The following is a 20,038-nucleotide window of genomic DNA, read 5'->3' as shown; positions in this document are numbered from 1 at the left end:
GCTAGGGCGCGACCGCGTACTCGCCGATGCGGGCCGTGCGCAGCACGCGCTCCAGCAGCATGTCGAAGTTGTGCGCCATCTCCTGCGCGCTCTCGCCCGGCCAGACGTGCAGCGGCTTCGCCGCGCCCTGCGCCTGCTGCAGCGACGTGCGCTCCGGCAGCTGAGGGGAGAGCACGAGCGGGCCGAACATGTCGCGCAGCTCCTTGATGCGGAACTGGTGCTCCAGCGACTGGACGCGGGCACGGTTCACGATGATGCCGAGCGGCTGCAGGCGGGGGGAGAGGCCGCGGCGGATCTCCTCGATCGCACGCAGCGCACGGTCGGCGGCGGCGACGGAGAACAGGCCGGGCTCCGTGACGACGGCGACGCGGTCGCTGGCCGCCCACGCCGTGCGGGTGAGCGCATTCAGCGACGGGGCGCAGTCGATCAGCACGAGCTCGTAGTCGTGCTCGACGTTCGCCAGCGCCTCCTCCAGCTTCCAGATGTCCCGGATGCTCGGGTGCGGGCCGTCGAAGTTGATCGCGGACGGGCTGCCGATCATGACATCGATCTTGCCGCTGCGGCCCTTCGTCCAGCCGGAGGGGGCGATCGCCGCACGGACGATCTTCTCCTTCGGAGACGCCAGGACGTCGGCGACATTGAGGTGGCCTGCCACCTGGATGTCCATGCCCGTGGACACGTCCGATTGCGGGTCGAGATCGACCACGAGCGTTCGGAGCCCCTTGGCGAACGCCGCGGAGGCCAGTCCAAGCGTCACTGTGGTCTTTCCGACACCGCCCTTGAGGGAACTAACGCTGAGTACGTGCACAAGAAGCCACGTTACCTTCACTAGTCTTAGAGAACCTAACCGTTTGCTGTGTGGCGTAGCCCCCTGCTCGAAAGGTCCCCATGTTCCGTAAGATCCTCGTTGCCAACCGCGGTGAAATCGCCATCAGGGCCTTCAGGGCCGCTTACGAGCTCGGCGCTCAAACTGTGGCGGTGTTCCCGTATGAGGACCGCAATTCCATGCACCGCCTCAAGGCGGACGAGGCGTACCAGATCGGCGAGCCCGGCCACCCGGTGCGTGCGTACCTCGACGTGCAGGAGATCATCCGCGTCGCGAAGGAGTCCGGCGCAGACGCGATCTATCCCGGATACGGCTTCCTCTCCGAGAACCCCGAGCTGGCGGAGGCCGCCCGCGAGGCCGGCATCACGTTCATCGGCCCGCCGCCGCGCGTGCTCGAAATGGCGGGGAACAAGGTCACGGCCAAGGAGCACGCCATCGCTGCCGGCGTCCCCGTGCTCAAGTCGACGCCCCCGTCGAAGGACATCGACCTCCTGATCTCCCAGGCGGACGAGATCGGCTTCCCGATCTTCGCCAAGGCGGTCGCAGGCGGCGGCGGACGAGGGATGCGCCGCGTCAACACCAAGGACGACCTCCGCGGAGCCCTCGAAGAGGCGATGCGCGAGGCGGACAGCGCGTTCGGCGACCCGACCATGTTCCTGGAGCAGGCCGTGCTGCGCCCGCGCCACATCGAGGTGCAGATCCTCGCCGACTCGCACGGTGCGACCATGCACCTGTTCGAGCGCGACTGCTCCGTGCAGCGCCGTCACCAGAAGGTGATCGAGATCGCTCCGGCGCCGAACCTCGACGACGCCACCCGCCAGGCGCTCTACGCCGACGCGATCGCGTTCGCGAAGTCGATCGGCTACGAGAACGCCGGAACCGTCGAGTTCCTGCTCGACACCGCCGGCGAGCGCGCAGGCGAGCACGTCTTCATCGAGATGAACCCGCGCATCCAGGTGGAGCACACGGTCACCGAGGAGATCACCGACGTCGACCTCGTCCAGTCGCAGATGCGCATCGCGGCGGGGGAGTCGCTGGCCGACCTCGGCCTCAGCCAGGAGACGGTGCACATCCGCGGCGCCGCCCTGCAGTGCCGCATCACCACGGAGGACCCGACCGCGGGCTTCCGTCCGGACACCGGCAAGATCACCACGTACCGCTCGCCGGGTGGCGGCGGCGTCCGCCTCGACGGCGGAACGATCAACCCGGGCGCGCAGATCAGCCCGCACTTCGACTCGATGCTCGCCAAGATGACCTGCCGCGGCCGCGACTTCGCCGCTGCGGTCAGCCGCGCGCGCCGCGGTCTGGCCGAGTTCCGCATCCGCGGCGTCGCCACGAACATCCCGTTCCTGCAGGCTGTGCTCGACGACCCGGACTTCATCGCCGGCGACGTCAGCACCTCGTTCATCGAGGAGCGCCCGGAGCTGTTCAAGGGCCGCGCATCCAAGGACCGCGGCACGAAGGTGCTCAACTGGCTCGCCGACGTCACGGTCAACCAGCCGAACGGCGCCCGCCCGGAGACCCACGCACCGGTCGACAAGCTGCCGAAGATCGACCTGAGCGCTCCTGCACCGTCCGGCTCGCGCCAGAAGCTGCTGGAGCTCGGCCCCGCCGGCTTCGCGCAGGCCCTCCGCAACCAGACGGCCCTCGCCGTCACGGAGACCACGTTCCGGGATGCGCACCAGTCGCTGCTGGCCACGCGCGTCCGCACCCGCGACCTGCTCGCCGTCGCTCCGTACGTCGCACGCATGACGCCGGAGCTGCTGTCCGTCGAGGCCTGGGGCGGGGCGACGTACGACGTCGCTCTCCGCTTCCTCGGCGAGGACCCGTGGGAGCGCCTGGCCGCCCTGCGCGAAGCGCTGCCGAACGTCAACATCCAGATGCTGCTGCGCGGCCGGAACACGGTCGGGTACACGCCGTATCCCACCCAGGTGACGGATGCGTTCGTCCGTGAGGCCGCTGCGACCGGGGTGGACATCTTCCGCATCTTCGACGCCCTCAACGACGTGTCGCAGATGCGCCCGGCGATCGAGTCCGTGCTCGCGACGGGAACCGCCGTCGCCGAGGTGGCCGTCTGCTACACCGGCGACCTGCTCGACCCGAACGAAGACCTCTACACGCTCGACTACTACCTGAAGCTCGCAGAGCAGATCGTGGACTCGGGCGCGCACATCCTCGCGATCAAGGACATGGCGGGCCTGCTGCGTCCCGCTGCGGCCGAGAAGCTCGTCTCCGCGTTCCGCGAGCGTTTCGACCTCCCGGTGCACGTGCACACGCACGACACCCCGGGCGGCCAGCTGGCGACCCTGCTCGCGGCCAGCCGCGCAGGTGCGGACGCAGTGGACGTCGCGAGCGCGCCGATGGCGGGCACCACCAGCCAGCCGAGCGCGTCCGCCCTCGTCGCGGCCCTCGCGCACACCGAGCGCGACACAGGCATCTCGCTCGCCTCGGTGAACGCGCTGGAGCCGTACTGGGAGGCCGTCCGCCAGGTCTACCGTCCGTTCGAGTCCGGCCTGCCGGGTCCTACAGGCCGGGTGTACAAGCACGAGATCCCGGGCGGCCAGCTCTCCAACCTGCGCCAGCAGGCCAAGGCACTCGGCCTCGCGGAGGACTTCGAGCTGGTCGAGGACATGTACGCGGCTGCGAACCAGATCTTGGGCCGCATCCCGAAGGTGACGCCGTCGTCGAAGGTCGTCGGCGACCTCGCGCTGCACCTCGCCGCCGTGCACGCCGACCCGGCCGACTTCGCCGAGAACCCGCAGAACTACGACATCCCGGACTCGGTGGTCGGCTTCATGGCCGGCGAGCTGGGCGAGCTGCCCGGCGGCTGGCCGGAGCCGTTCCGCACCAAGGTGCTCGCGGGCAAGACCGTCAAGGTCGGCGTCGAAGACCTCTCGGCCGCCGACGCGAAGGCGCTGGAAGGCTCCAGCGAGGAGCGCCGTTCGACGCTCAACCGCCTGCTCTTCCCGGCTCCCACGCGCATCTACGAGCAGATGCGGGAGCTCTTCGGAGACCTGTCCGTCGTCGACTCGCTCGACTACCTCTACGGCCTCAAGCAGGGCACGGAGCACGTCATCGAGATCGACAAGGGCGTTCGCCTCTACATCGGCCTGGAAGCCATCGGCGAGGCCGACGAGAAGGGGATGCGCACGGTCATGACCACGCTCAACGGCCAGCTCCGGCCGGTGTTCGTGCGCGACCGCGGCATCGTCGTCGAGTCCAAGGCCGCCGAGAAGGCCGACAGCGCCAAGCCCGGCCAGGTGGCCGCCCCGTTCTCCGGAGTGGTGACCCTGCAGGTCGCGGTCGGTGACACGGTGGCGGCCGGGCAGGCCGTCGCCTCCATCGAGGCGATGAAGATGGAGGCGGCCATCACCGCCCCCATCGCCGGCACCATCGAGCGCCTCGCCATCCCGAAGACCCAGCAGGTGGATGCGGGCGACCTCCTGGTCGTCGTCGCCCCCGCCTGATCCCCCCCCTCACAATCGAGTCCGGACTTATTCACGCTTCACCCGGCGTGTCGCGTGAACAAGTCCGGACTCGATTGCTGTGCGCGGCGGCCAGCTAAACTGGTGGGCGCCGCGTGCAGCGGCAGAAAGAGACGTGATCCGTGCCAGACAACCTCAAGCCCGAGCGCCCCGAACCGGGGCCGCTCGTGTCGCCTGACGACGATCTGACCATCTCGGTTCCGGAGAATCTCAGCATCGCCGTCGACCTTCCGCCCGCCCCGGCGCCCGAGGTGCCGGAGGACGAGGCCGCCGTCGCGATCGACGAGGTCCCGGTCGACCCCGGTTTCGTCGCGTCGCCCGCCGAGCCGACCACCATGTCGGTCGCCATCGTCGCCTCCCGGCACGCCACCGGTCCCACCGGCACCATCGCAGCGGACTCGGTCCAGGACGCGCAGCGCGACGTGCCGGATCTGCCGTCGTCCGACCCGTTCTCGCAGTCCCGCCGCGGGCGCCTGCGCGGCGAGCACTCGCAGCAGCCGGAGCCGGCCGCCATGCTCACCGCCGACCGCCTGCTGGAGGTCAACCGCAACACCCGCCCCGGCCCGGAGGGCGGCTGGCAGCGCTTCGTCTACAACGTCACCTTCCGGATGGTCAACCTCGGCGACTCCGCCAAGGCGCGCGCCCGCAAGGAGCTCGACCACCGCATCCAGAAGCAGTTCGAGGGCGGAACGCGCTTCGTCCCCGTGCTCACCCGCAAGGGCGGCGTCGGCAAGACCACCGTCACCACCCTGCTCGGGATGGCGCTGGCCGATGCCCGCGAAGACCGCATCGTCGCGATCGACGCGAACCCCGACCGCGGCACCCTGTCGGAGCGCGTCCCCAAGCAGACCCGTGCAACGGTGCGGGATGTGGTGCACAAGGCCGCGAGCATCGGCGGCTTCACCGACTTCTCCGCCCTCGTCTCCCGCGATGAGACCAGGCTCGACATCCTCGCCTCCGACACCGACCCTCTGCTCTCCGAGGCGTTCGACGAGAACGACTACAACGTGGTCGCCGACCTGTCCGCCCGGTTCTACTCGATCGTGCTCACCGACTGCGGAACCGGCATCGTCCACTCGGTGATGCGGGCCACCCTGCAGCGCGCAGACTCCGTGGTGATCGTCTCCGGCGGCAGCGTCGACGAGGCGCGTCTCGCGTCCGAGACGCTGACCTGGCTGGAGGCGAACGGCTACGGCGACCTCGTCAGGAACGCCGTCGTGGCGCTCAACACAGCCACCCAGGGAACCAACCTGGTGAAGCTCGAGGAGATCGAGTCGCACTTCCTGTCGCGCGTCCGCGACGTCGTGCGCATCCCGTACGACCCGCAGCTGGCCGCGGGCTCCGTCGTGTCGTACAAAGACCTGAAGCCCCTGACCAAGCAGTCGGCGCGCACGCTCGCCGCCCTGGTGGTCGAGGGCCTGCCCACCACCCGCGCCTGAGCCGCGCATCCCGTGCCCCTGCCAAGGAGACAGTTGTGACCGAACGTCAGATCCGCCTGTTCGGCGACCCCGTCCTGAAGACCGTGTCCGAGCCCATCGGAGACATCGACGACGGCGTGCGCGGCCTGGTGGAAGACCTGGTGGACAGTGTGCTGCCGCCCGGGCGAGCGGGCGTCGCCGCCCCGCAGATCGGCGTGAACCTGCGCGCGTTCAGCTACAACGTCGACGGCGAGATCGGCTACGTCATCAATCCGGTGCTCGTCGAGGTGTCCGGAGAGCCGGAGCTGGTGGACGAGGGCTGCCTGTCCGTCCCTGGCCTCTGGTTCAAGACCGCCCGCTACCCGTCGGCGACAGTGCGCGGCATCGACCTCGACGGCAACGAGATCGAGGTGTCGGGCACCGGCGTCATGGCGCAGGCGCTGCAGCACGAGACCGACCACCTCGACGGAAAGCTCTACCTCGACCGGCTGGACAAGGACAGCAGGCGCGAGGCGATGAAGCAGGTCCGCGAGTCGGACTGGTTCTGATCGGCCGCCTGGGTCCGTCTGACGCCTAGACTGGCGATATGCGTATCGCGGTCACCGGTGGATCAGGAAAACTCGGGCGCACGGTCGTCCGCGAGCTGAGGGCGGCGGGCAACACCGTCGTCAATCTGGATGCGACGGGGGAGCGTGGTCCCGGCTTCGTCCGTGTCGACCTCACCGACTACGGCCAGACCATCGACGCTATCCTCGGTGTCAACGACGTGCACGACGGCTTCGACGCGATCGTGCACCTCGCCGCGATCCCCGCACCGGGCATCCTGAGCGACGTCGCGACCTTCCACAACAACATCCGGGTCACGTACAACGTGTTCCAGGCGGCGCGCAGGGCGGGCATCCGGAACATCGTGTACGCGTCGAGCGAGACCGTGCTCGGCCTGCCGTTCGACGTGCCGCCGCCGTACATCCCGGTGGACGAGGACTACCCGGCCCGTCCGGAGAGCACGTACTCGCTGGTCAAGCACCTCGAGGAGCAGCTGGCCATCGAGCTGGTGCGCTGGGATCCAGCGCTCAAGATCGTGGCGCTGCGGTTCTCGAACGTGATGAACCCGGAGGACTACGCGGCGTTCCCCGGCTTCGATGCGGACGCGCAGGCGCGCAAGTGGAACCTGTGGGGCTACATCGACGCCAGAGACGGCGCGCAGGCGATCCTGCGGGCGCTGGAATGGGACACCACCGGGTTCGACCGCTTCATCATCGCCGCGGCCGACACCGTGATGACCCGCCCGAACGCCGAGCTCGTCGCCGAGGTGTTCCCCGGCGTGCCCCTGAAGGGCGAACTGGGGGTCAACGACTCGCTGCTGTCGATCGCCAAGGCCCGCAGGGTGCTCGGCTATGAGCCGGAGCACACCTGGCGGGACGAGGTCTGACCTGCCGCTGCGCTAGTGCGCCAGTGAGATGCCCTGCGTGGCCGGGGCTCCGCTGTAGATCCCGTCGATCACGTCGGCGAAGTCGGCCAGGATCACGTTGCGCTTGATGCTGAGCTTCGGCGTGAGGTGTCCGCTCGCCTCGGTGAGGTCCGTCGACAGGATCACGAACTTCCGGATGGACTCCGCGCGGGAGACCTTGCCGTTCGCCGCCTCGATGGCCCGCTCGATCTCGGCGTAGACGGCCGGGTTGACCGACGCTTCCGCGAGCGTCATGTCTTTGTCCTCGCCGTTGTTGGCGAGCCAGGTGGGCAGCATCTCGGTGTCGAGCGTGACCAGCGCTGCGATGAACGGCTTCTGGTCGCCGACGACGATCACCTGGCTGACCAGCGGGTTCGCCCGCACCGGGTCCTCCAGTGCAGCGGGGGAGACGTTCTTGCCGCCCGCGGTGACGATGATCTCCTTCTTGCGGCCGGTGATCGTGAGGAAGCCGTCGTCGTCGAACGAGCCGAGGTCACCCGTGCGGAACCAGCCGTCGTCGAACGCCGCCTCCGTCGCTTCCGGGTTCTTCCAGTACTCCTTGAAGACATTGATGCCCTTGACCTCGATCTCGTCGTCGTCCGCGAGACGCAGGGAGACGCCGGGGAGCGCGGGGCCGACCGTGCCGATCCGGAACGTGTCCGGCCGGTTCACCGTGGCGGGCGCCGTGGTCTCGGTGAGGCCGTAGCCCTCCAGGATCTTGATGTCGAGGCTGTGGAAGAAGTGGCCGAGGTGCGCGCCGAGCGGCGCGGAGCCGGACACGGCGTACTTCACCCTGCCGCCCATCGCGGCGCGGAGCTTGCTGTAGACCAGCCGGTCGAAGATCGCGAAGCGCAGGCGCAGGCCGAACGGCACGGCTCCGGCCTCGACGGCCTGGGAGTGCTCGACGGCCACGGCGGCGGCCTTGCGGAAGATCTTGCCCTTGCCGCCGGACTCCGCCTTCTGCTCGGCCGAGTTGTACACCTTCTCGAACACCCGGGGGACGGCGAGGAGGAATGTCGGCTTGAAGCTCGCGAGCGCGGGAAGCAGCTGCTTGGTGTCCGCCTGGTGGCCGACCTTCACCCCGGCCGTCACGCAGAGCACGGCGATGAAGCGCGCGAAGATGTGCGCCGTCGTGATGAACAGCAGAGTGGATGCGCCACCCGGCTGCATCACGACCTCCTTGAGCGCCTCGGCCGAGTTGCGGGACAGCTCGACGAAGTTGGAGTGCGTGAGGACGCATCCCTTCGGCCTGCCGGTCGAGCCGGAGGTGTAGATCAGCGTCCCGATGTCGTCACCGCGCGCGAGGTTCCTGCGGCGCTCGATCTCGCCGTCCGGGATGGCCGTGCCGGAAGCGGCGAGCTTGTCCAGGTCGCCGAGGTGGATCTGCCACACGTTGCCGATGTCGGGGAGGTCGGCGTGCACCTCGTCGAACCTGGCGAACATCTCCGGCGTCTCCAGGATCACGGCGATGGCGCCGGAGTCGCTCATGTTCCACTGCACCTGGGCGGGGGAGGAGGTCTCGTAGATCGGGACGAGCACGCCGCCGGCGAACCAGACGGCGAAGTCGATCAGCGACCACTCGTAGCGGGTCTTGCACATCAGCCCGATCTTGTCGCCCGGCTGGATCCCCGCCTGCACGAAGCCCTTCGACAGGGCGACGACCTGGCGCAGGAACTCCGCCGCCGTGAGGTCCTTCCAGCCGTCGCCGTCCGGGAGGCTGAACAGGGGCGCATCCGGAGTCGCAGCGACACGATCGACCAGAAGGTCGGTGGCGTTCGCCTCTGGGTCTGCTGGAACGATGGCGGGTGAATCGAACTGTTTCACGGTAGCTCCCTCGGTACCGGGGTGGACATCAGGCGGCCAGATGGCTTCCGCCGAACTGGGTAACTACACTCTAGATGGTGCGGATGTGAGTCTTCTGGCGCTCGCCGACTCCCGCGCGTTACCCGCAACTGAACGAAAGGCTGTCTGTGCACGCGATCGGTATCGACATCGGCGGAACGAAGATCGCAGGGGCAGTCGTCGACGAACTGGGCACGATCATCCGGGAGGACAGGGTGCCCACCGACGCAGCACAGCCGCACGAGATCGAGAACGCCGTCGTCGAGATGATCGAGCGGCTCTCCGACGGCCCGGAGGAGATCGCGGGGGCCGGAGTCGCCGCCGCCGGCTTCATCGACGCCGCGCAGTCCACCGTCTATTACGCCCCCAACATCAACTGGCGCAACGAGCCGTTCCGGGAGAAGCTCGAGAAGCGCCTCGACCTGCCGATCCTGATCGAGAACGACGCGAACGCCGCAGGATGGGCCGAGTTCCGCTACGGAGCAGGACGCCTGGTCAGCGACATGGTGATCCTCACGATCGGCACAGGCGTCGGCGGCGCGATCGTCAGCGGCGACCGGCTGTTCCGCGGCGGCTTCGGCGCCGGGGCGGAGGTCGGCCACATGCGCGTCGTCCCCGGCGGCCTGCCGTGCGGCTGCGGCGCCCACGGGTGCATCGAGCAGTACGGCTCCGGCCGCGCCCTGCAGCGCATGGCGAACGAGCTCGCTGACGCGGGCGGCATCGGGCAGACCCTCGCGGACGTGCGCTCCAGGAAGGGCTCGCTCAGCGGCACCGACATCAGCGAGCTGATCATGGCGGGCGACCCCGGCGCGCTCGCAGCGCTCCGCCAGCTCGGCGACTGGCTCGGCCAGGCGTGCGCGAGCCTCGGCGCCGTGCTCGACCCCCAGCTGTTCGTGTTCGGCGGCGGCGTCGCCCAGGCGGGGGAGCTGCTGCTCGAGCCGATCAGGCTCGCCTACCTGGAGAACCTCCCAGCGCGCGGCTTCCACCCGGAGCCGGAGTTCCGCATCGCCGAGCTCGTGAACGACGCCGGAGTGGTCGGCGCCGCCGACCTCGCGCGGCTGCACGCGACCGCACGTTAGGCTGAGCCGGTGTTCTACTGGCTGATGAAGCACCTGATCGCGGGCCCCCTGCTGAAGGGGATCTTCCGCCCGTGGGTCGTCGGGCTCGAGAACGTGCCGGCGAACGGCGCCGTCATCCTGGCCAGCAACCACCTGTCGTTCATCGACTCGATCTTCCTGCCTCTCGTCGTCGACCGGCACGTCTCCTTCCTCGCCAAGAGCGACTACTTCACCAGGAAGGGCTTCAAAGGCTGGGCGACCAAGTCGTTCATGACCGCGACCGGCCAGATCCCGATCGACCGCTCCGGCGGGAAGGCGTCGGAGGACTCGCTCAACACCGGCCTCGCCGTGCTCTCGCGCGGCGAGATCCTCGGCATCTATCCGGAGGGAACGCGCAGCCCGGACGGCAAGCTCTACCGCGGCCGCACCGGCGTGGCCAGGATGATCCTGGAGGGCGAGGTGCCGGTCGTCCCCGTCGCGATGGTCGACACCGAGAAGATCATGCCGATCGGAACGCGCCTGCCGAAGATCGGCCGCATCGGCATCATCATCGGCGAACCGATCGACTTCTCCCGGTTCGAAGGGATGGAGGGCGACCGGTTCATCCTGCGCTCGGTCACCGACGAGATCATGTACCGGCTGCACGCGCTCAGCGAGCAGGAGTACGTGGATGTCTACGCCAGTAGCGTGAAGGAAAAGCGCGCAGCGCTTTCACGGTAGGCTCAAGTACCCGGCGCCGCCCGTGCGCCGAACCCACCCATCGGCATGCCGATTTCGAGGCACGCCCTGAACTGAGCGGAAGACCAGTGCTAGACACCTCCGATCCCGTCGTTTTGGCTGACGAGTCTGTGATCGAGGGCCTGGACTATTGGCGCACGCTCGAGATCAAGCAGCAGCCGACCTGGCCAGACCCGGATGCGGCGGCAGCGGCCTCCGCGGAGATCGCCACGCTGCCCCCTCTCGTCTTCGCGGGCGAGGTGGACCAGCTGCGTGAGCGGCTCGGCCGCGCGGCAGACGGCAAGGCGTTCCTGCTGCAGGGCGGCGACTGTGCAGAGACCTTCGCAGGCGCGACGGCCGACCAGATCCGCAACAGGGTCAAGACCGTGCTGCAGATGGCCGTGGTGCTGACCTACGGCGCATCCATGCCTGTCATCAAGATGGGACGCATGGCCGGGCAGTTCGCCAAGCCGCGCTCCAGCGACACGGAGACGCGCGGCGGCGTGACGCTGCCCGCATACCGGGGCGACATCGTCAACGGCTACGACTTCACGCCGGAGTCGCGCCAAGCCGACCCGCGCAGGCTCGTGCAGGGCTACCACACGGCCGCATCCACGCTGAACCTCATCCGAGCGTTCACGCAGGGTGGTTTCGCCGACCTGCGCCAGGTGCACAGCTGGAACAGGGGCTTCGCCGCGAACCCGGCCAATCAGCGGTACGAGGGTCTCGCCAAGGAGATCGACCGCGCGATCAAGTTCATGGAGGCGGCAGGCGCCGACTTCGACGAGCTGAAGCGCGTGGAGTTCTACTCCAGCCACGAGGGCCTGCTGATGGACTACGAGCGTCCGATGACGCGCATCGACTCGCGCACGGGCACCCCGTACAACACGTCGGCGCACTTCATCTGGATCGGGGAGCGCACGCGCGACCTCGATGGAGCGCACGTCGACTTCCTGTCCAGGGTGCGCAACCCGATCGGCGTGAAGCTCGGCCCGTCGACCACCCCGGAGACGATGCTGGAGCTCATCGAGAAGCTCGACCCGAACCGCGAGCCTGGGCGTCTGACGTTCATCACGCGGATGGGCGCAGGCAAGATCCGCGATGCGCTTCCCCCGCTGCTCGAAGCGATCAAGGCGTCCGACGCCCGCCCGCTTTGGGTCACCGACCCGATGCACGGCAACGGCCTGACGACTCCGAACGGCTACAAGACGCGTCGCTTCGACGACGTGGTGGACGAGGTCAAGGGCTTCTTCGAGGCGCACCGCGCCGCGGGAACGCACCCGGGCGGCATCCACGTGGAGCTGACCGGCGACGACGTCACCGAGTGCCTCGGCGGCTCGGAGCACATCGACGAGGAGACGCTGGCCACCCGCTACGAGTCGCTCTGCGACCCGCGCCTCAACCACATGCAGTCGCTCGAGCTCGCCTTCCTCGTCGCCGAGGAGCTCGCGGCCCGCTGACCCCACCCTGCCGAAGCCATCGAGCCGGGACTTATGCACGCGACACGCCGTCCGCGAGTGTGCATAAGTCCCGGCTCGATTGCGTGATCAGCCGAAGATGGGCTTGAACGCGACCTTGACGGTCGAGCCCTTCTTGACGTCGGTGCCCGCTGCCGGGTTGGTGCTCGCGACGATCGCGACACCCGGGAGGATGTCTGCGGTCTTGTCGTAGTCGAGCTGGAAGCCGGCGTCCTGCAGCATCTTCTTGGCGTCGATCCAGGTCTTGCCGGCCACGTCGGGCACCGGCACGGGCTCCGGGCCCTTCGACGTCTCGAGCAGTAGGGTGTCGCCCGGCTTCACCGGGGCGTCGCTCTGCGCCTGGGCCTGGATGACGTCGCCCTCGGGGACCGTGTCGCTGTAGCTCTGCGGGCCGGCGTCGACGAGCAGCCCGACGTCTTTGAGGATCGCCGTCGCGTCGGCGACCGACTTGCCGGCCACCGACGGGATGGGGCCGGCCGAGACCACGAGGCTCACCTTCGCGCCCTCGAAGTACTTGCCGCCGCCGGACAGGTCGGCGCCCTCCGCCGTCGAGGCGGCGAGCACCGTGTCCTTCGGCACCTTGGCGTCGAACTGCTCCGCGATCGGGCCGACCTGGGCGCCCGCGCTCGTGATCAGCGTCTTGGCCTTGTCGATCGGCTGGCCGGCGAGGGCGGGAATGTCGATCGGCTTCGGCCCCTGCGAGACCTTGATGGTGACGGTGCTGCCGCGGTTCGCGGACGCGCCGGGCTCAGGATCGGTGTTCGAGACCAGGCCGGTCGCGATCGTGGTGCTGTACTCCTGCCCGAGCGCCGTCTGGAAGCCGAGCGCCTTCAGCTGGGCCGCCGCCGCCTCGGGAGTCTTGCTCGCCACGTTCGGGATCTGCACCATCGAGCCGGGCCCCGAGCCGAAGTACCAGCCCGTGCCGCCCGCGACGCCGGCGAGCAGGATGACCAGCGCGAACAGCCACCATCCCTTGCCCCTCCTGCGCTTCGCCGTGGCGGTGAGCGTGTCGATGCTGCTCGGGGTGGTGGATGCGACCTGCTGCCGGATGGCGGGGTTGATGATCTGGGTGTCGCCGTCGGCGATGCCGGGGCCGAACGCCGGAGGCATGACCATCGTGGGCTGGAAGGACGCGGTCTCGCCCCTGATCGCCTTCTCCGCCTCGACGAGACGGTCGAGCATCTCCCTGGCGTCCTTCGGACGCTGGTCGGGGTCTTTCGCCGTCGCCCAGAGCACAAGGTCGTCGAGCTCGGGAGGAACCGAGGGGTTCTTGCTGCTCGGCGACGGCACGGCGTCGTTGGCATGCTGGTACGCGATCTGCATGGGCTGCTCGCCCTTGAACGGCTGCTCGCCGGTCAGCATCTCGAACATCATGATGCCGAGCGCGTAGATGTCGCTGCGCGCGTCGGCCACACCACGGGTGACGAGTTCGGGGGAGAGGTAGGCGATGGTGCCGAGCAGCGCCTGCCCGGTGGCCGTGTTGGCGCTCGCGGCGCGGGCGAGGCCGAAGTCGCCGATCTTGATGCGGCCGTCGTCGGCCAGCAGCACGTTCTCCGGCTTGAGGTCGCGGTGCACGATCCCCGCCTTGTGCGCGGCGGCGAGCCCGGAGAGCACGGCCTCCATGATGTCGATGGTCTGCTCGGGGGTGAGCTTGCCGTAGTCCTTGAGGAGGTCGCGCAGGGTGATGCCCGGCAGGTACTCCATCACCAGGTACGCCATGTCGGAGTCCTGGCCCTGGTCGAACACGTTGACCACGTTGGGATGCGCGAGCCTGGCGGCCGAGCGCGCCTCCTGGACGAAGCGGCTCTTGAAGGTGCTGTCGTCGGCGAGGTGGCCGTGCATGACCTTGATGGCGACCCGGCGCTCGAGGCGCAGATCGGTGGCGAGGTACACCGTCGCCATGCCGCCTCTGGCGATCCGCGAGCGCACCTGATAGCGGCCGTCGATAAGACGGCCGATCATGGGATCGGTCTGGCTCGTGGTCACGAGTCGAGTTTAGGGAAAGGGGTCTGCGCGAAGCCTGCAAAACACCGTGAACGGCCGGGCCGTGATCGCGTTGTGACCATCCGGCGCCCGATCAGCCGAGCTGGGCGAGCCAGGCCCGCGCCGACGCCTCCCATTTCGCGTACGCGTCCGGGTACGCGGAGATCTGGACGGCCTGGGCGGCCTGGGTCACGGTCATCGACGTCCAGCCGGGGATGTCGAGCAGACCGCGGGTGCGTCCCGCGTTCGGATTGTGCGGGCCGCCGTAGAAGGCGGTCGCTGCGAAACGCGGGTCGAGGATCTGGTCGGGCGTGCCCCATCCGGTGCTCGGGCGCTGCTGGAACAGGCCGAGCGAGTCGCGGTCTCCGTAGCGCACGTTGCGCATCCCGGACTCCTGGGCGGCGGCGGCGAGAGCGATGACGATGCCCTGGTCGCTCACGCCCTCCTGTCGGCCGACCTGCACGATGACGGCGGCGTTCGCCCGCATCTCGTCGGTCAGTGCGACGACGGCGCCGGTGGCCGGGGCGGGGATGGGGGCGGGAGCGACAGGCGCCGGAGCCGGAGCCGGCGCGGGAGCAGGGGCCACGGCGTGCGGCGTGTTCACCGCGGCGGTCGCCATCCCGGGGATGGTCACGAGCTGACCGGGGAAGATGAGGCTGGAGCTGCTGAGGCCGTTGGCGCTCAGGACGGCGCTGGTCGCCACGCCGAACCGGGCGGCGATGCCGCTGATGGTGTCTCCGGACGCGACCTTGTACTTGCTCGCGGCGGGAACGGGCGACGGAGCGGTGACGGGGGTGGCCACGGCCCCTCCGCTGAGGGCGAGCACCTGGCCGGGGAAGATCAGGCTCTTCCAGCTGAGCCCGTTGAGGGCGAGGATGCTCGCGGTGGAGAGGCCGAAGCGTCCGGCGATACCGGAGACGGTGTCTCCGTTCTGCACGCGGTAGCTCGCGGGAGCGGATGCGACGGCGGTGCGGGCGGTGGATGCGGTCTGGCCGCCGCCGATGGAACTCACGGTGGAGTTCTCGCCGGTCTTCTGCGGCGCCTTCTCCTTGGCGCGCTCCGCCTCACCGCTCTGCACCTCTGCGTGGGCGGGGGGCACCAGTCCGAGCGTGACGGCCACCGAGCTGGCGATGGCGATGGGCACGGTGCCGAAGAGCGAGCGCGTCGTGCGGCGCTGAGCGCGCGTCGGAGTGTCCGTCGTTGATTCGGCGCTGCTGTCGAGAATCGACATAGAACCTCCACCTCCGTGCTGTGTTGCGAGCCTCCACGCTGACACACAATGAATAAGGAGTCAATTAGTGTGACGGATGTGATTTGAGTTTACATGATCGTAACAATTGGATGCGCTCACGCTCCGCCCCGTCTCGTGGGAGGCTTGAGACGTGACTGAGCAAGCCCCAGCCCGTGAGTGGCTGACCATTCCCGACCTCGTCGACTCCCTCGGACTGGGCGTCAGCCGGGTCCGCCGCCTGATCGACGACCGCCACCTCGCGGCCAAGCGCATCGACGGCGTCCTCAAGGTCCCGTCCGACTTCATCAAAGACGGCCAGCCGCTCGGAGAGCTCCGCGGCACCCTGATCGTCCTCGGCGACGCAGGGTTCGACGACGAAGAGGCCGTCGATTGGCTGATCGAGGAGGAGGAGACCCTCGGAGCCGCTCCCATCGACGCGTTGCGCGCCGGCCGCAAGGCCGAGGTGCGGAGGGTCGCCCAGGCTCTCGCCTGAGTGGTCGCGCTCTGGCGCGTCAGTAGTTCCTGCGGGTCACCGTCACGGCCAGCTCGCGCAGCTGAGCCTTTGCCTGGACGCCGATCGGTGCGGACTCGAGTGCCTCGATCGCCCTGGCCACGTTGTCGGCGATCAGCTTCTCCACCTTGTCGACGGCTCCGGATGCCCGGATCGTCATCTGCATGGTCTCGATCTGCTGCGCCGTCAGCGACGGGTCGCCGAGCAGTTCGTCGAGGGTGGAGCGCGCTCCGCTCGGGATGGCCTCCCTGGTGAGCGCGATCAGCACCGTGCGCTTGCCCTCGCGGAGGTCGTCGCCGCTCGGCTTTCCGGTGACGGACGCGTCGCCGAACACTCCGAGCAGGTCGTCGCGCAGCTGGTACGCGATCCCGAGCGGGAGGCCGAACGAGCGCAGGGCATCGAGCTGGCCGAGCGTCGCCCCGGCGAGGCTCGCGCCGATGAGGAGGGGAGCCTCGATGCTGTATTTGGCCGACTTGTAGACGATCACGCGCTCCGCGCGCTCCAGCTGGTCCGTGTCCGGCTGGCTGCTCCAGCCGATCTCCTCGAAGATGTCGAGGTACTGACCGGCCATCACGTCGATGCGCATCCTGTTGAACTCGGCCCGCGCCGCGCGCCTGGCCGACGGGCTGACCACCTCGGTGAGCGATTCGTCGAACAGCTCGTCGCTCAGGATCAGCAGCAGGTCGCCGAGCAGGGTCGCAGCCCCTGTGCCGAACGCGGCGCCGGAGCCCTGCCAGCGGTTGGTCGCGTGCAGCTCCTCGAAGCGGCGGTGGGCGGCCGGTGCGCCACGGCGGGTGTCCGAGTTGTCGATGATGTCGTCGTGCACGAGCGCGGCGGCGTGGAACACCTCCAGGGCGCTCGCGGCGGAGACCACGGCGTCGAGCGGACCGCCCGGTGTGATGGGCGCCTCGGCGTCATCGTCTCCGGCCGATCGGACCGCCTGCCAGCCCCAGAAACAGAACAGGGCTCGGAAACGCTTGCCGCCGCTGAGAAAATCCCGGGAGTAAGCCGCGATCGGGGAGAGTTCGTCCGCTATGGAGACGAGAATGGATGCGCGTGCATCGAGGAACCCATCGATTCTGGACTGGATGAGGTCGACGAACCGAATGCTTTCTGACACACGCCTAGCCTAGCCATCGCGGCGGGACTAGAATCAGGCTCACAACGCCACGAACCCGGGAAAGAGGGGGAAACGGATGCCGCTTTCGGAACATGAGCAGCGCCTCCTCGAAGAGATGGAGCGCAGCCTCTATCAGAACGACGCAGATTTCGTCGCGAAGGTCGGGGGCACGCGAGCTCGCCCCGCATACCGGTCGATCGTCCTCGGCATCCTGATCGCCGTGGTCGGCATCGGAACCCTGGTCACCGGGGTCTTCGTGCAGCAGCCGCTCGTCGGCATCCTCGGCTTCGTGGTGATGTTCGCCGGCGTCCTGCTGGCCATCGCCCCCGGCAAGCGCATCGCGCCGGATCCGGATGCGGCCACGTCGTCGTCGTCCCGGGGCGCCAAGCAGGGCAAGGCAGCCCAGGCCGGGTTCATGAACAAGCTCAACGACCGCTGGGACAAGCGCCAGGACGGGCAGGGCTAGCCCGCCACCCACCGCGCTCCACCGCACTCCCTTTTCGGGCCGATCTTCGGATCGGCCCTTTTTTTGTGCCCTTTTCACGCCACTGGTGCCCCAAACCCATCCACTTTCCTCCACCGTGAAAATCCTTGATTTTCTGGGGTAGTTTGACCCCACAACGGGGATTTGTTCCCGAAGTTGCTGATTTTGTGGATGGTTGTGGAGTAAAGTGGAGCCACACCGCAACCTTGGCCGGAAGAGTGGGGGGAGTCACCGATGTTTCTCGGTACGTACGCCCCCAAACTCGACGAAAAAGGGCGCATCATCCTGCCGGCCAAATTCCGGGATGAGCTCGCGTCCGGCATCGTCCTCACTCGCGGCCAGGAGCACTGCGTCTACGTCTTCAGCCAGCGCGAGTTCGAGGCGCTGCACGAGAAGATCCGCCAGGCGCCGGTGACGAGCAAGCAGGCCCGCGACTACCTCCGCGTCTTCCTCTCCGGGGCGAGCGCAGAGGTTCCGGACAAGCAGCACCGCGTGACGGTGCCGACGGCCCTCCGCTCGTACGCGGGACTCGATCGCGACCTGGTCGTGATCGGCGCGGGAAGCCGCGCGGAGATCTGGGACGCACAGGCATGGGAGACCTACCTGGCCGAGCAGGAAGCAACATTCGCCAACACCACAGAGGAGGTGATTCCGGGACTCTTCTAGCCCCTGACGCCTGACTCCCAGCCATTCATCGCCCTGACGCACTTCCCCGGCGCCAGGTACCGAATGGATGGGGATCAGGATTCAGGAGCCGGTCCTCTCGCATCATGACCGACGATCAGATTCACACCCCGGTACTCCTCGAGCGCTGCATCGAGCTGCTGGCCCCCGCCCTCGACAAGCCGGGAGCCGTCTTCGTCGATGCCACCCTCGGCATGGGAGGGCACTCGGCCGGCATCCTCGAGCGCTTCCCCGACGTCACCCTGGTCGGCCTCGACCGCGACCCGGACGCCCTCGCCATCGCGGGGGAGCGGCTGGCGCGGTTCGGCGACCGCATCCACCTGGTGCACACGGTCTACGACGGCATCCAGGATGCGCTCGACGGGCTGGGCATCGACGAGGTGCACGGCATCCTCTTCGACCTGGGCGTCTCATCGCTGCAGCTCGACAGGGTGGAGCGCGGCTTCTCGTACTCGAAGGATGCGCCGCTCGACATGCGCATGGACGGCACGAGCGAGCTGACGGCGGCCACGATCCTCGCCGAGTACAGCGAGGCGGACCTGCGCCGCATCTTCCGTGAGTACGGCGAGGAGAAGCTGGCGGCGCGCTACGCCCAGAAGATCGTCGCGGCCCGCGAGGTCGAGCCGTTCGTGCGGTCGGCCCAGCTGGTCGACGTGATCACCAAGGCCACCCCGGTGGCCGTCCAGCGTCAGGGACACCCGGCCAAGCGCGTCTTCCAGGCGCTGCGGATCGAGGTCAACCAGGAGCTGTCCGTGCTCGAGCGGGCGATTCCCGCCGCCATCGATGCGCTCGCGGTCGGGGGCCGCATCGTCGTCGAGGCGTACCAGTCGCTCGAAGACAGGATCGTGAAGCGCGAGCTGCAGACGAGGTCCACCTCCAGCGCCCCAGCCGGACTGCCGGTGGAGCTGCCGGAGCACCGGCCGGAGCTGAAGCTGCTGATCCGCGGCGCCGAGCTGGCGAATGACGAAGAGAAGGCGGCCAACCCGAGAGCGACACCCGTTCGTCTCCGTGCAGCCGAACGCGTGAGGAGGGGCTCGTGAGCACCAATCTGGCCGAGAAGCGCCCATCCGTCGGCTGGATCGGCCGCACAGCACCGCAGCAGGAGGTCGAGGAGCGGCCGAGCCACCTCGAGGTCGTCACCACCAGGAGCCAGCGCCGCGCCCGCCCGCGCACCGTCTACGCGATCATCGCGGTCGGCGTGCTGTTCGGCGTCGTCGTCGCGCAGCTGCTGATGAGCATCGCCGTCTCGCAGGGCGCGTACCAGCTCAACACGCTGCAGGACAAGCAGACCGAACTGCAGCGCTCGTACCAGGCCGCGTCGGAAGACCTCAACCGGCTCTCCTCCCCGCAGAACCTGGCGGCGAACGCCAACGCGCTCGGGATGGTGACCAACAGCAACCCCGTCTACCTCCGGCTGTCGGACGGCGCAGTCCTCGGCGCTCCGATCCCGGCCAACGGGGCAGCGGGCACGGTGACCGGCGGTCAGGGCAACCTCGTCCCGAACTCGCTGCTCGCCGGCGTGCCGCTCGCCGCGGCGAAGACCCCGGCCGCCAACGCGACGGCGACGCCGCTCAGCGGCGCGGCCGCAGGGCAGAGCGCTGGCCAGGGCACCGGCCAGACGGCAGGCGCGACGTCCACGGGCGCCGAAGCTGGGAATTCCGGAGGCACGAGCGCGCCGGACAAGGCGGCGACACCTCCGCCCGTACCGTTGGACGGAGCGTTGCCGACCCCGGTGACGCACTGACGCGGGG

The 20,038-nt window shown here is 68.7% G+C and carries 17 protein-coding genes; 12 read left to right on the top strand and 5 right to left on the bottom strand.

Going from position 1 to position 20,038, the window contains the following annotated elements; translation table 11 throughout:
• Nucleotide 1: 1 nt before the first annotated feature.
• Complete coding sequence (locus HF024_RS11700; RefSeq protein WP_085368010.1) at nucleotides 2-808, bottom strand: ParA family protein; 807 nt, start codon at nucleotides 806-808, stop codon at nucleotides 2-4.
• 80 nt (nucleotides 809-888) lie between these two features.
• Between HF024_RS11700 and HF024_RS11695 the strand changes: the two genes are divergently transcribed.
• The 4 genes from HF024_RS11695 (at nucleotide 889) to HF024_RS11680 (ending at nucleotide 7,161) form a co-directional block, all read left to right on the top strand.
• A complete protein-coding gene (locus HF024_RS11695; RefSeq protein WP_168689653.1) occupies nucleotides 889-4,293 on the top strand; it encodes a pyruvate carboxylase in 3,405 nt (1,134 codons plus the stop codon).
• A 185-nt stretch (nucleotides 4,294-4,478) separates the two neighbouring features.
• Nucleotides 4,479-5,750 carry a MinD/ParA family protein gene (locus HF024_RS11690; RefSeq protein WP_247597434.1) on the top strand — a complete coding sequence of 424 codons (1,272 nt, stop codon included), beginning with the start codon at nucleotides 4,479-4,481 and terminating at the stop codon, nucleotides 5,748-5,750.
• Between the two features lie 35 nt (nucleotides 5,751-5,785).
• Complete coding sequence (def, locus tag HF024_RS11685) at nucleotides 5,786-6,277, top strand: peptide deformylase (RefSeq protein WP_085368004.1); 492 nt, start codon at nucleotides 5,786-5,788, stop codon at nucleotides 6,275-6,277.
• Nucleotides 6,278-6,315: 38 nt separating this feature from the next.
• On the top strand, nucleotides 6,316-7,161 hold the full coding sequence (locus tag HF024_RS11680; protein WP_085368002.1) for an NAD(P)-dependent oxidoreductase: 846 nt from the start codon (nucleotides 6,316-6,318) through the stop codon (nucleotides 7,159-7,161).
• A gap of 12 nt (nucleotides 7,162-7,173) precedes the next feature.
• On the opposite strand, the gene HF024_RS11675 is transcribed toward HF024_RS11680, so the two are convergent.
• Nucleotides 7,174-9,003 (bottom strand): AMP-dependent synthetase/ligase, encoded by a 1,830-nt coding sequence (locus HF024_RS11675; RefSeq protein ID WP_085368000.1) that lies wholly within the window; start codon nucleotides 9,001-9,003, stop codon nucleotides 7,174-7,176.
• 146 nt (nucleotides 9,004-9,149) lie between these two features.
• Between HF024_RS11675 and HF024_RS11670 the strand changes: the two genes are divergently transcribed.
• The 3 genes from HF024_RS11670 (at nucleotide 9,150) to HF024_RS11660 (ending at nucleotide 12,256) form a co-directional block, all read left to right on the top strand.
• Nucleotides 9,150-10,100 (top strand): ROK family glucokinase, encoded by a 951-nt coding sequence (locus HF024_RS11670; RefSeq protein ID WP_085367999.1) that lies wholly within the window; start codon nucleotides 9,150-9,152, stop codon nucleotides 10,098-10,100.
• 9 nt (nucleotides 10,101-10,109) lie between these two features.
• Nucleotides 10,110-10,799, top strand: coding sequence for a lysophospholipid acyltransferase family protein (locus HF024_RS11665; RefSeq protein WP_085367997.1), 690 nt, complete (start codon nucleotides 10,110-10,112; stop codon nucleotides 10,797-10,799).
• A 128-nt stretch (nucleotides 10,800-10,927) separates the two neighbouring features.
• Nucleotides 10,928-12,256: a 3-deoxy-7-phosphoheptulonate synthase class II gene (locus tag HF024_RS11660; RefSeq protein WP_143465573.1), complete on the top strand. Its 1,329-nt coding sequence runs from the start codon at nucleotides 10,928-10,930 to the stop codon at nucleotides 12,254-12,256.
• 87 nt (nucleotides 12,257-12,343) lie between these two features.
• Here the strand turns inward: HF024_RS11660 and pknB are convergent, their stop codons facing one another.
• Both pknB and HF024_RS11650 read right to left on the bottom strand, forming a co-directional pair.
• Nucleotides 12,344-14,260, bottom strand: a complete 1,917-nt coding sequence (gene pknB, locus HF024_RS11655; RefSeq protein WP_168689651.1) for a Stk1 family PASTA domain-containing Ser/Thr kinase — start codon at nucleotides 14,258-14,260, stop codon at nucleotides 12,344-12,346.
• Nucleotides 14,261-14,351: 91 nt separating this feature from the next.
• A complete protein-coding gene (locus HF024_RS11650) occupies nucleotides 14,352-15,488 on the bottom strand; it encodes a LysM peptidoglycan-binding domain-containing protein (protein WP_168689650.1) in 1,137 nt (378 codons plus the stop codon).
• A gap of 151 nt (nucleotides 15,489-15,639) precedes the next feature.
• On the opposite strand from HF024_RS11650, the gene HF024_RS11645 reads away from it, so the two are divergent.
• The gene (locus HF024_RS11645; protein WP_085367990.1) at nucleotides 15,640-15,981 is read left to right on the top strand and encodes an Rv2175c family DNA-binding protein; all 342 of its coding nucleotides are present in this window, start codon (nucleotides 15,640-15,642) and stop codon (nucleotides 15,979-15,981) included.
• A 19-nt stretch (nucleotides 15,982-16,000) separates the two neighbouring features.
• Here the strand turns inward: HF024_RS11645 and HF024_RS11640 are convergent, their stop codons facing one another.
• Nucleotides 16,001-17,119, bottom strand: coding sequence for a polyprenyl synthetase family protein (locus tag HF024_RS11640; protein ID WP_168689649.1), 1,119 nt, complete (start codon nucleotides 17,117-17,119; stop codon nucleotides 16,001-16,003).
• A gap of 76 nt (nucleotides 17,120-17,195) precedes the next feature.
• On the opposite strand from HF024_RS11640, the gene HF024_RS11635 reads away from it, so the two are divergent.
• The 4 genes from HF024_RS11635 (at nucleotide 17,196) to HF024_RS11620 (ending at nucleotide 20,031) form a co-directional block, all read left to right on the top strand.
• Nucleotides 17,196-17,585: a DUF3040 domain-containing protein gene (locus HF024_RS11635; RefSeq protein ID WP_085367987.1), complete on the top strand. Its 390-nt coding sequence runs from the start codon at nucleotides 17,196-17,198 to the stop codon at nucleotides 17,583-17,585.
• Nucleotides 17,586-17,837: 252 nt separating this feature from the next.
• A complete protein-coding gene (gene mraZ, locus HF024_RS11630; protein ID WP_085367985.1) occupies nucleotides 17,838-18,269 on the top strand; it encodes a division/cell wall cluster transcriptional repressor MraZ in 432 nt (143 codons plus the stop codon).
• A gap of 104 nt (nucleotides 18,270-18,373) precedes the next feature.
• The gene (gene rsmH, locus HF024_RS11625) at nucleotides 18,374-19,327 is read left to right on the top strand and encodes a 16S rRNA (cytosine(1402)-N(4))-methyltransferase RsmH (RefSeq protein WP_168689648.1); all 954 of its coding nucleotides are present in this window, start codon (nucleotides 18,374-18,376) and stop codon (nucleotides 19,325-19,327) included.
• Nucleotides 19,324-20,031, top strand: a complete 708-nt coding sequence (locus HF024_RS11620) for a hypothetical protein (protein ID WP_247597089.1) — start codon at nucleotides 19,324-19,326, stop codon at nucleotides 20,029-20,031. The genes rsmH and HF024_RS11620 overlap by 4 nt, the downstream gene beginning before the upstream one ends.
• Nucleotides 20,032-20,038 lie beyond the last annotated feature (7 nt).

The sequence above is a fragment of the Leifsonia sp. PS1209 genome (assembly GCF_012317045.1).
GTDB lineage: Bacteria > Actinomycetota > Actinomycetes > Actinomycetales > Microbacteriaceae > Leifsonia.
The sequence above is the reverse complement of the archived record's forward strand: the minus strand, read 5'-3'. Positions and strand labels throughout refer to the sequence as shown.

Bases quoted from the DNA above. Each gene is read 5' to 3' on its own strand.
- HF024_RS11695 (WP_168689653.1), top strand. From the start codon at position 889: ATGTTCCGTAAGATCCTCGTTGCCAACCGCGGTGAAATCGCCATCAGG.
- HF024_RS11680 (WP_085368002.1), top strand. From the start codon at position 6,316: ATGCGTATCGCGGTCACCGGTGGATCAGGAAAACTCGGGCGCACGGTC.
- HF024_RS11650 (WP_168689650.1), bottom strand. From the start codon at position 15,488: ATGTCGATTCTCGACAGCAGCGCCGAATCAACGACGGACACTCCGACG.
- HF024_RS11635 (WP_085367987.1), top strand. From the start codon at position 17,196: ATGCCGCTTTCGGAACATGAGCAGCGCCTCCTCGAAGAGATGGAGCGC.
- mraZ (WP_085367985.1), top strand. From the start codon at position 17,838: ATGTTTCTCGGTACGTACGCCCCCAAACTCGACGAAAAAGGGCGCATC.
- rsmH (WP_168689648.1), top strand. From the start codon at position 18,374: ATGACCGACGATCAGATTCACACCCCGGTACTCCTCGAGCGCTGCATC.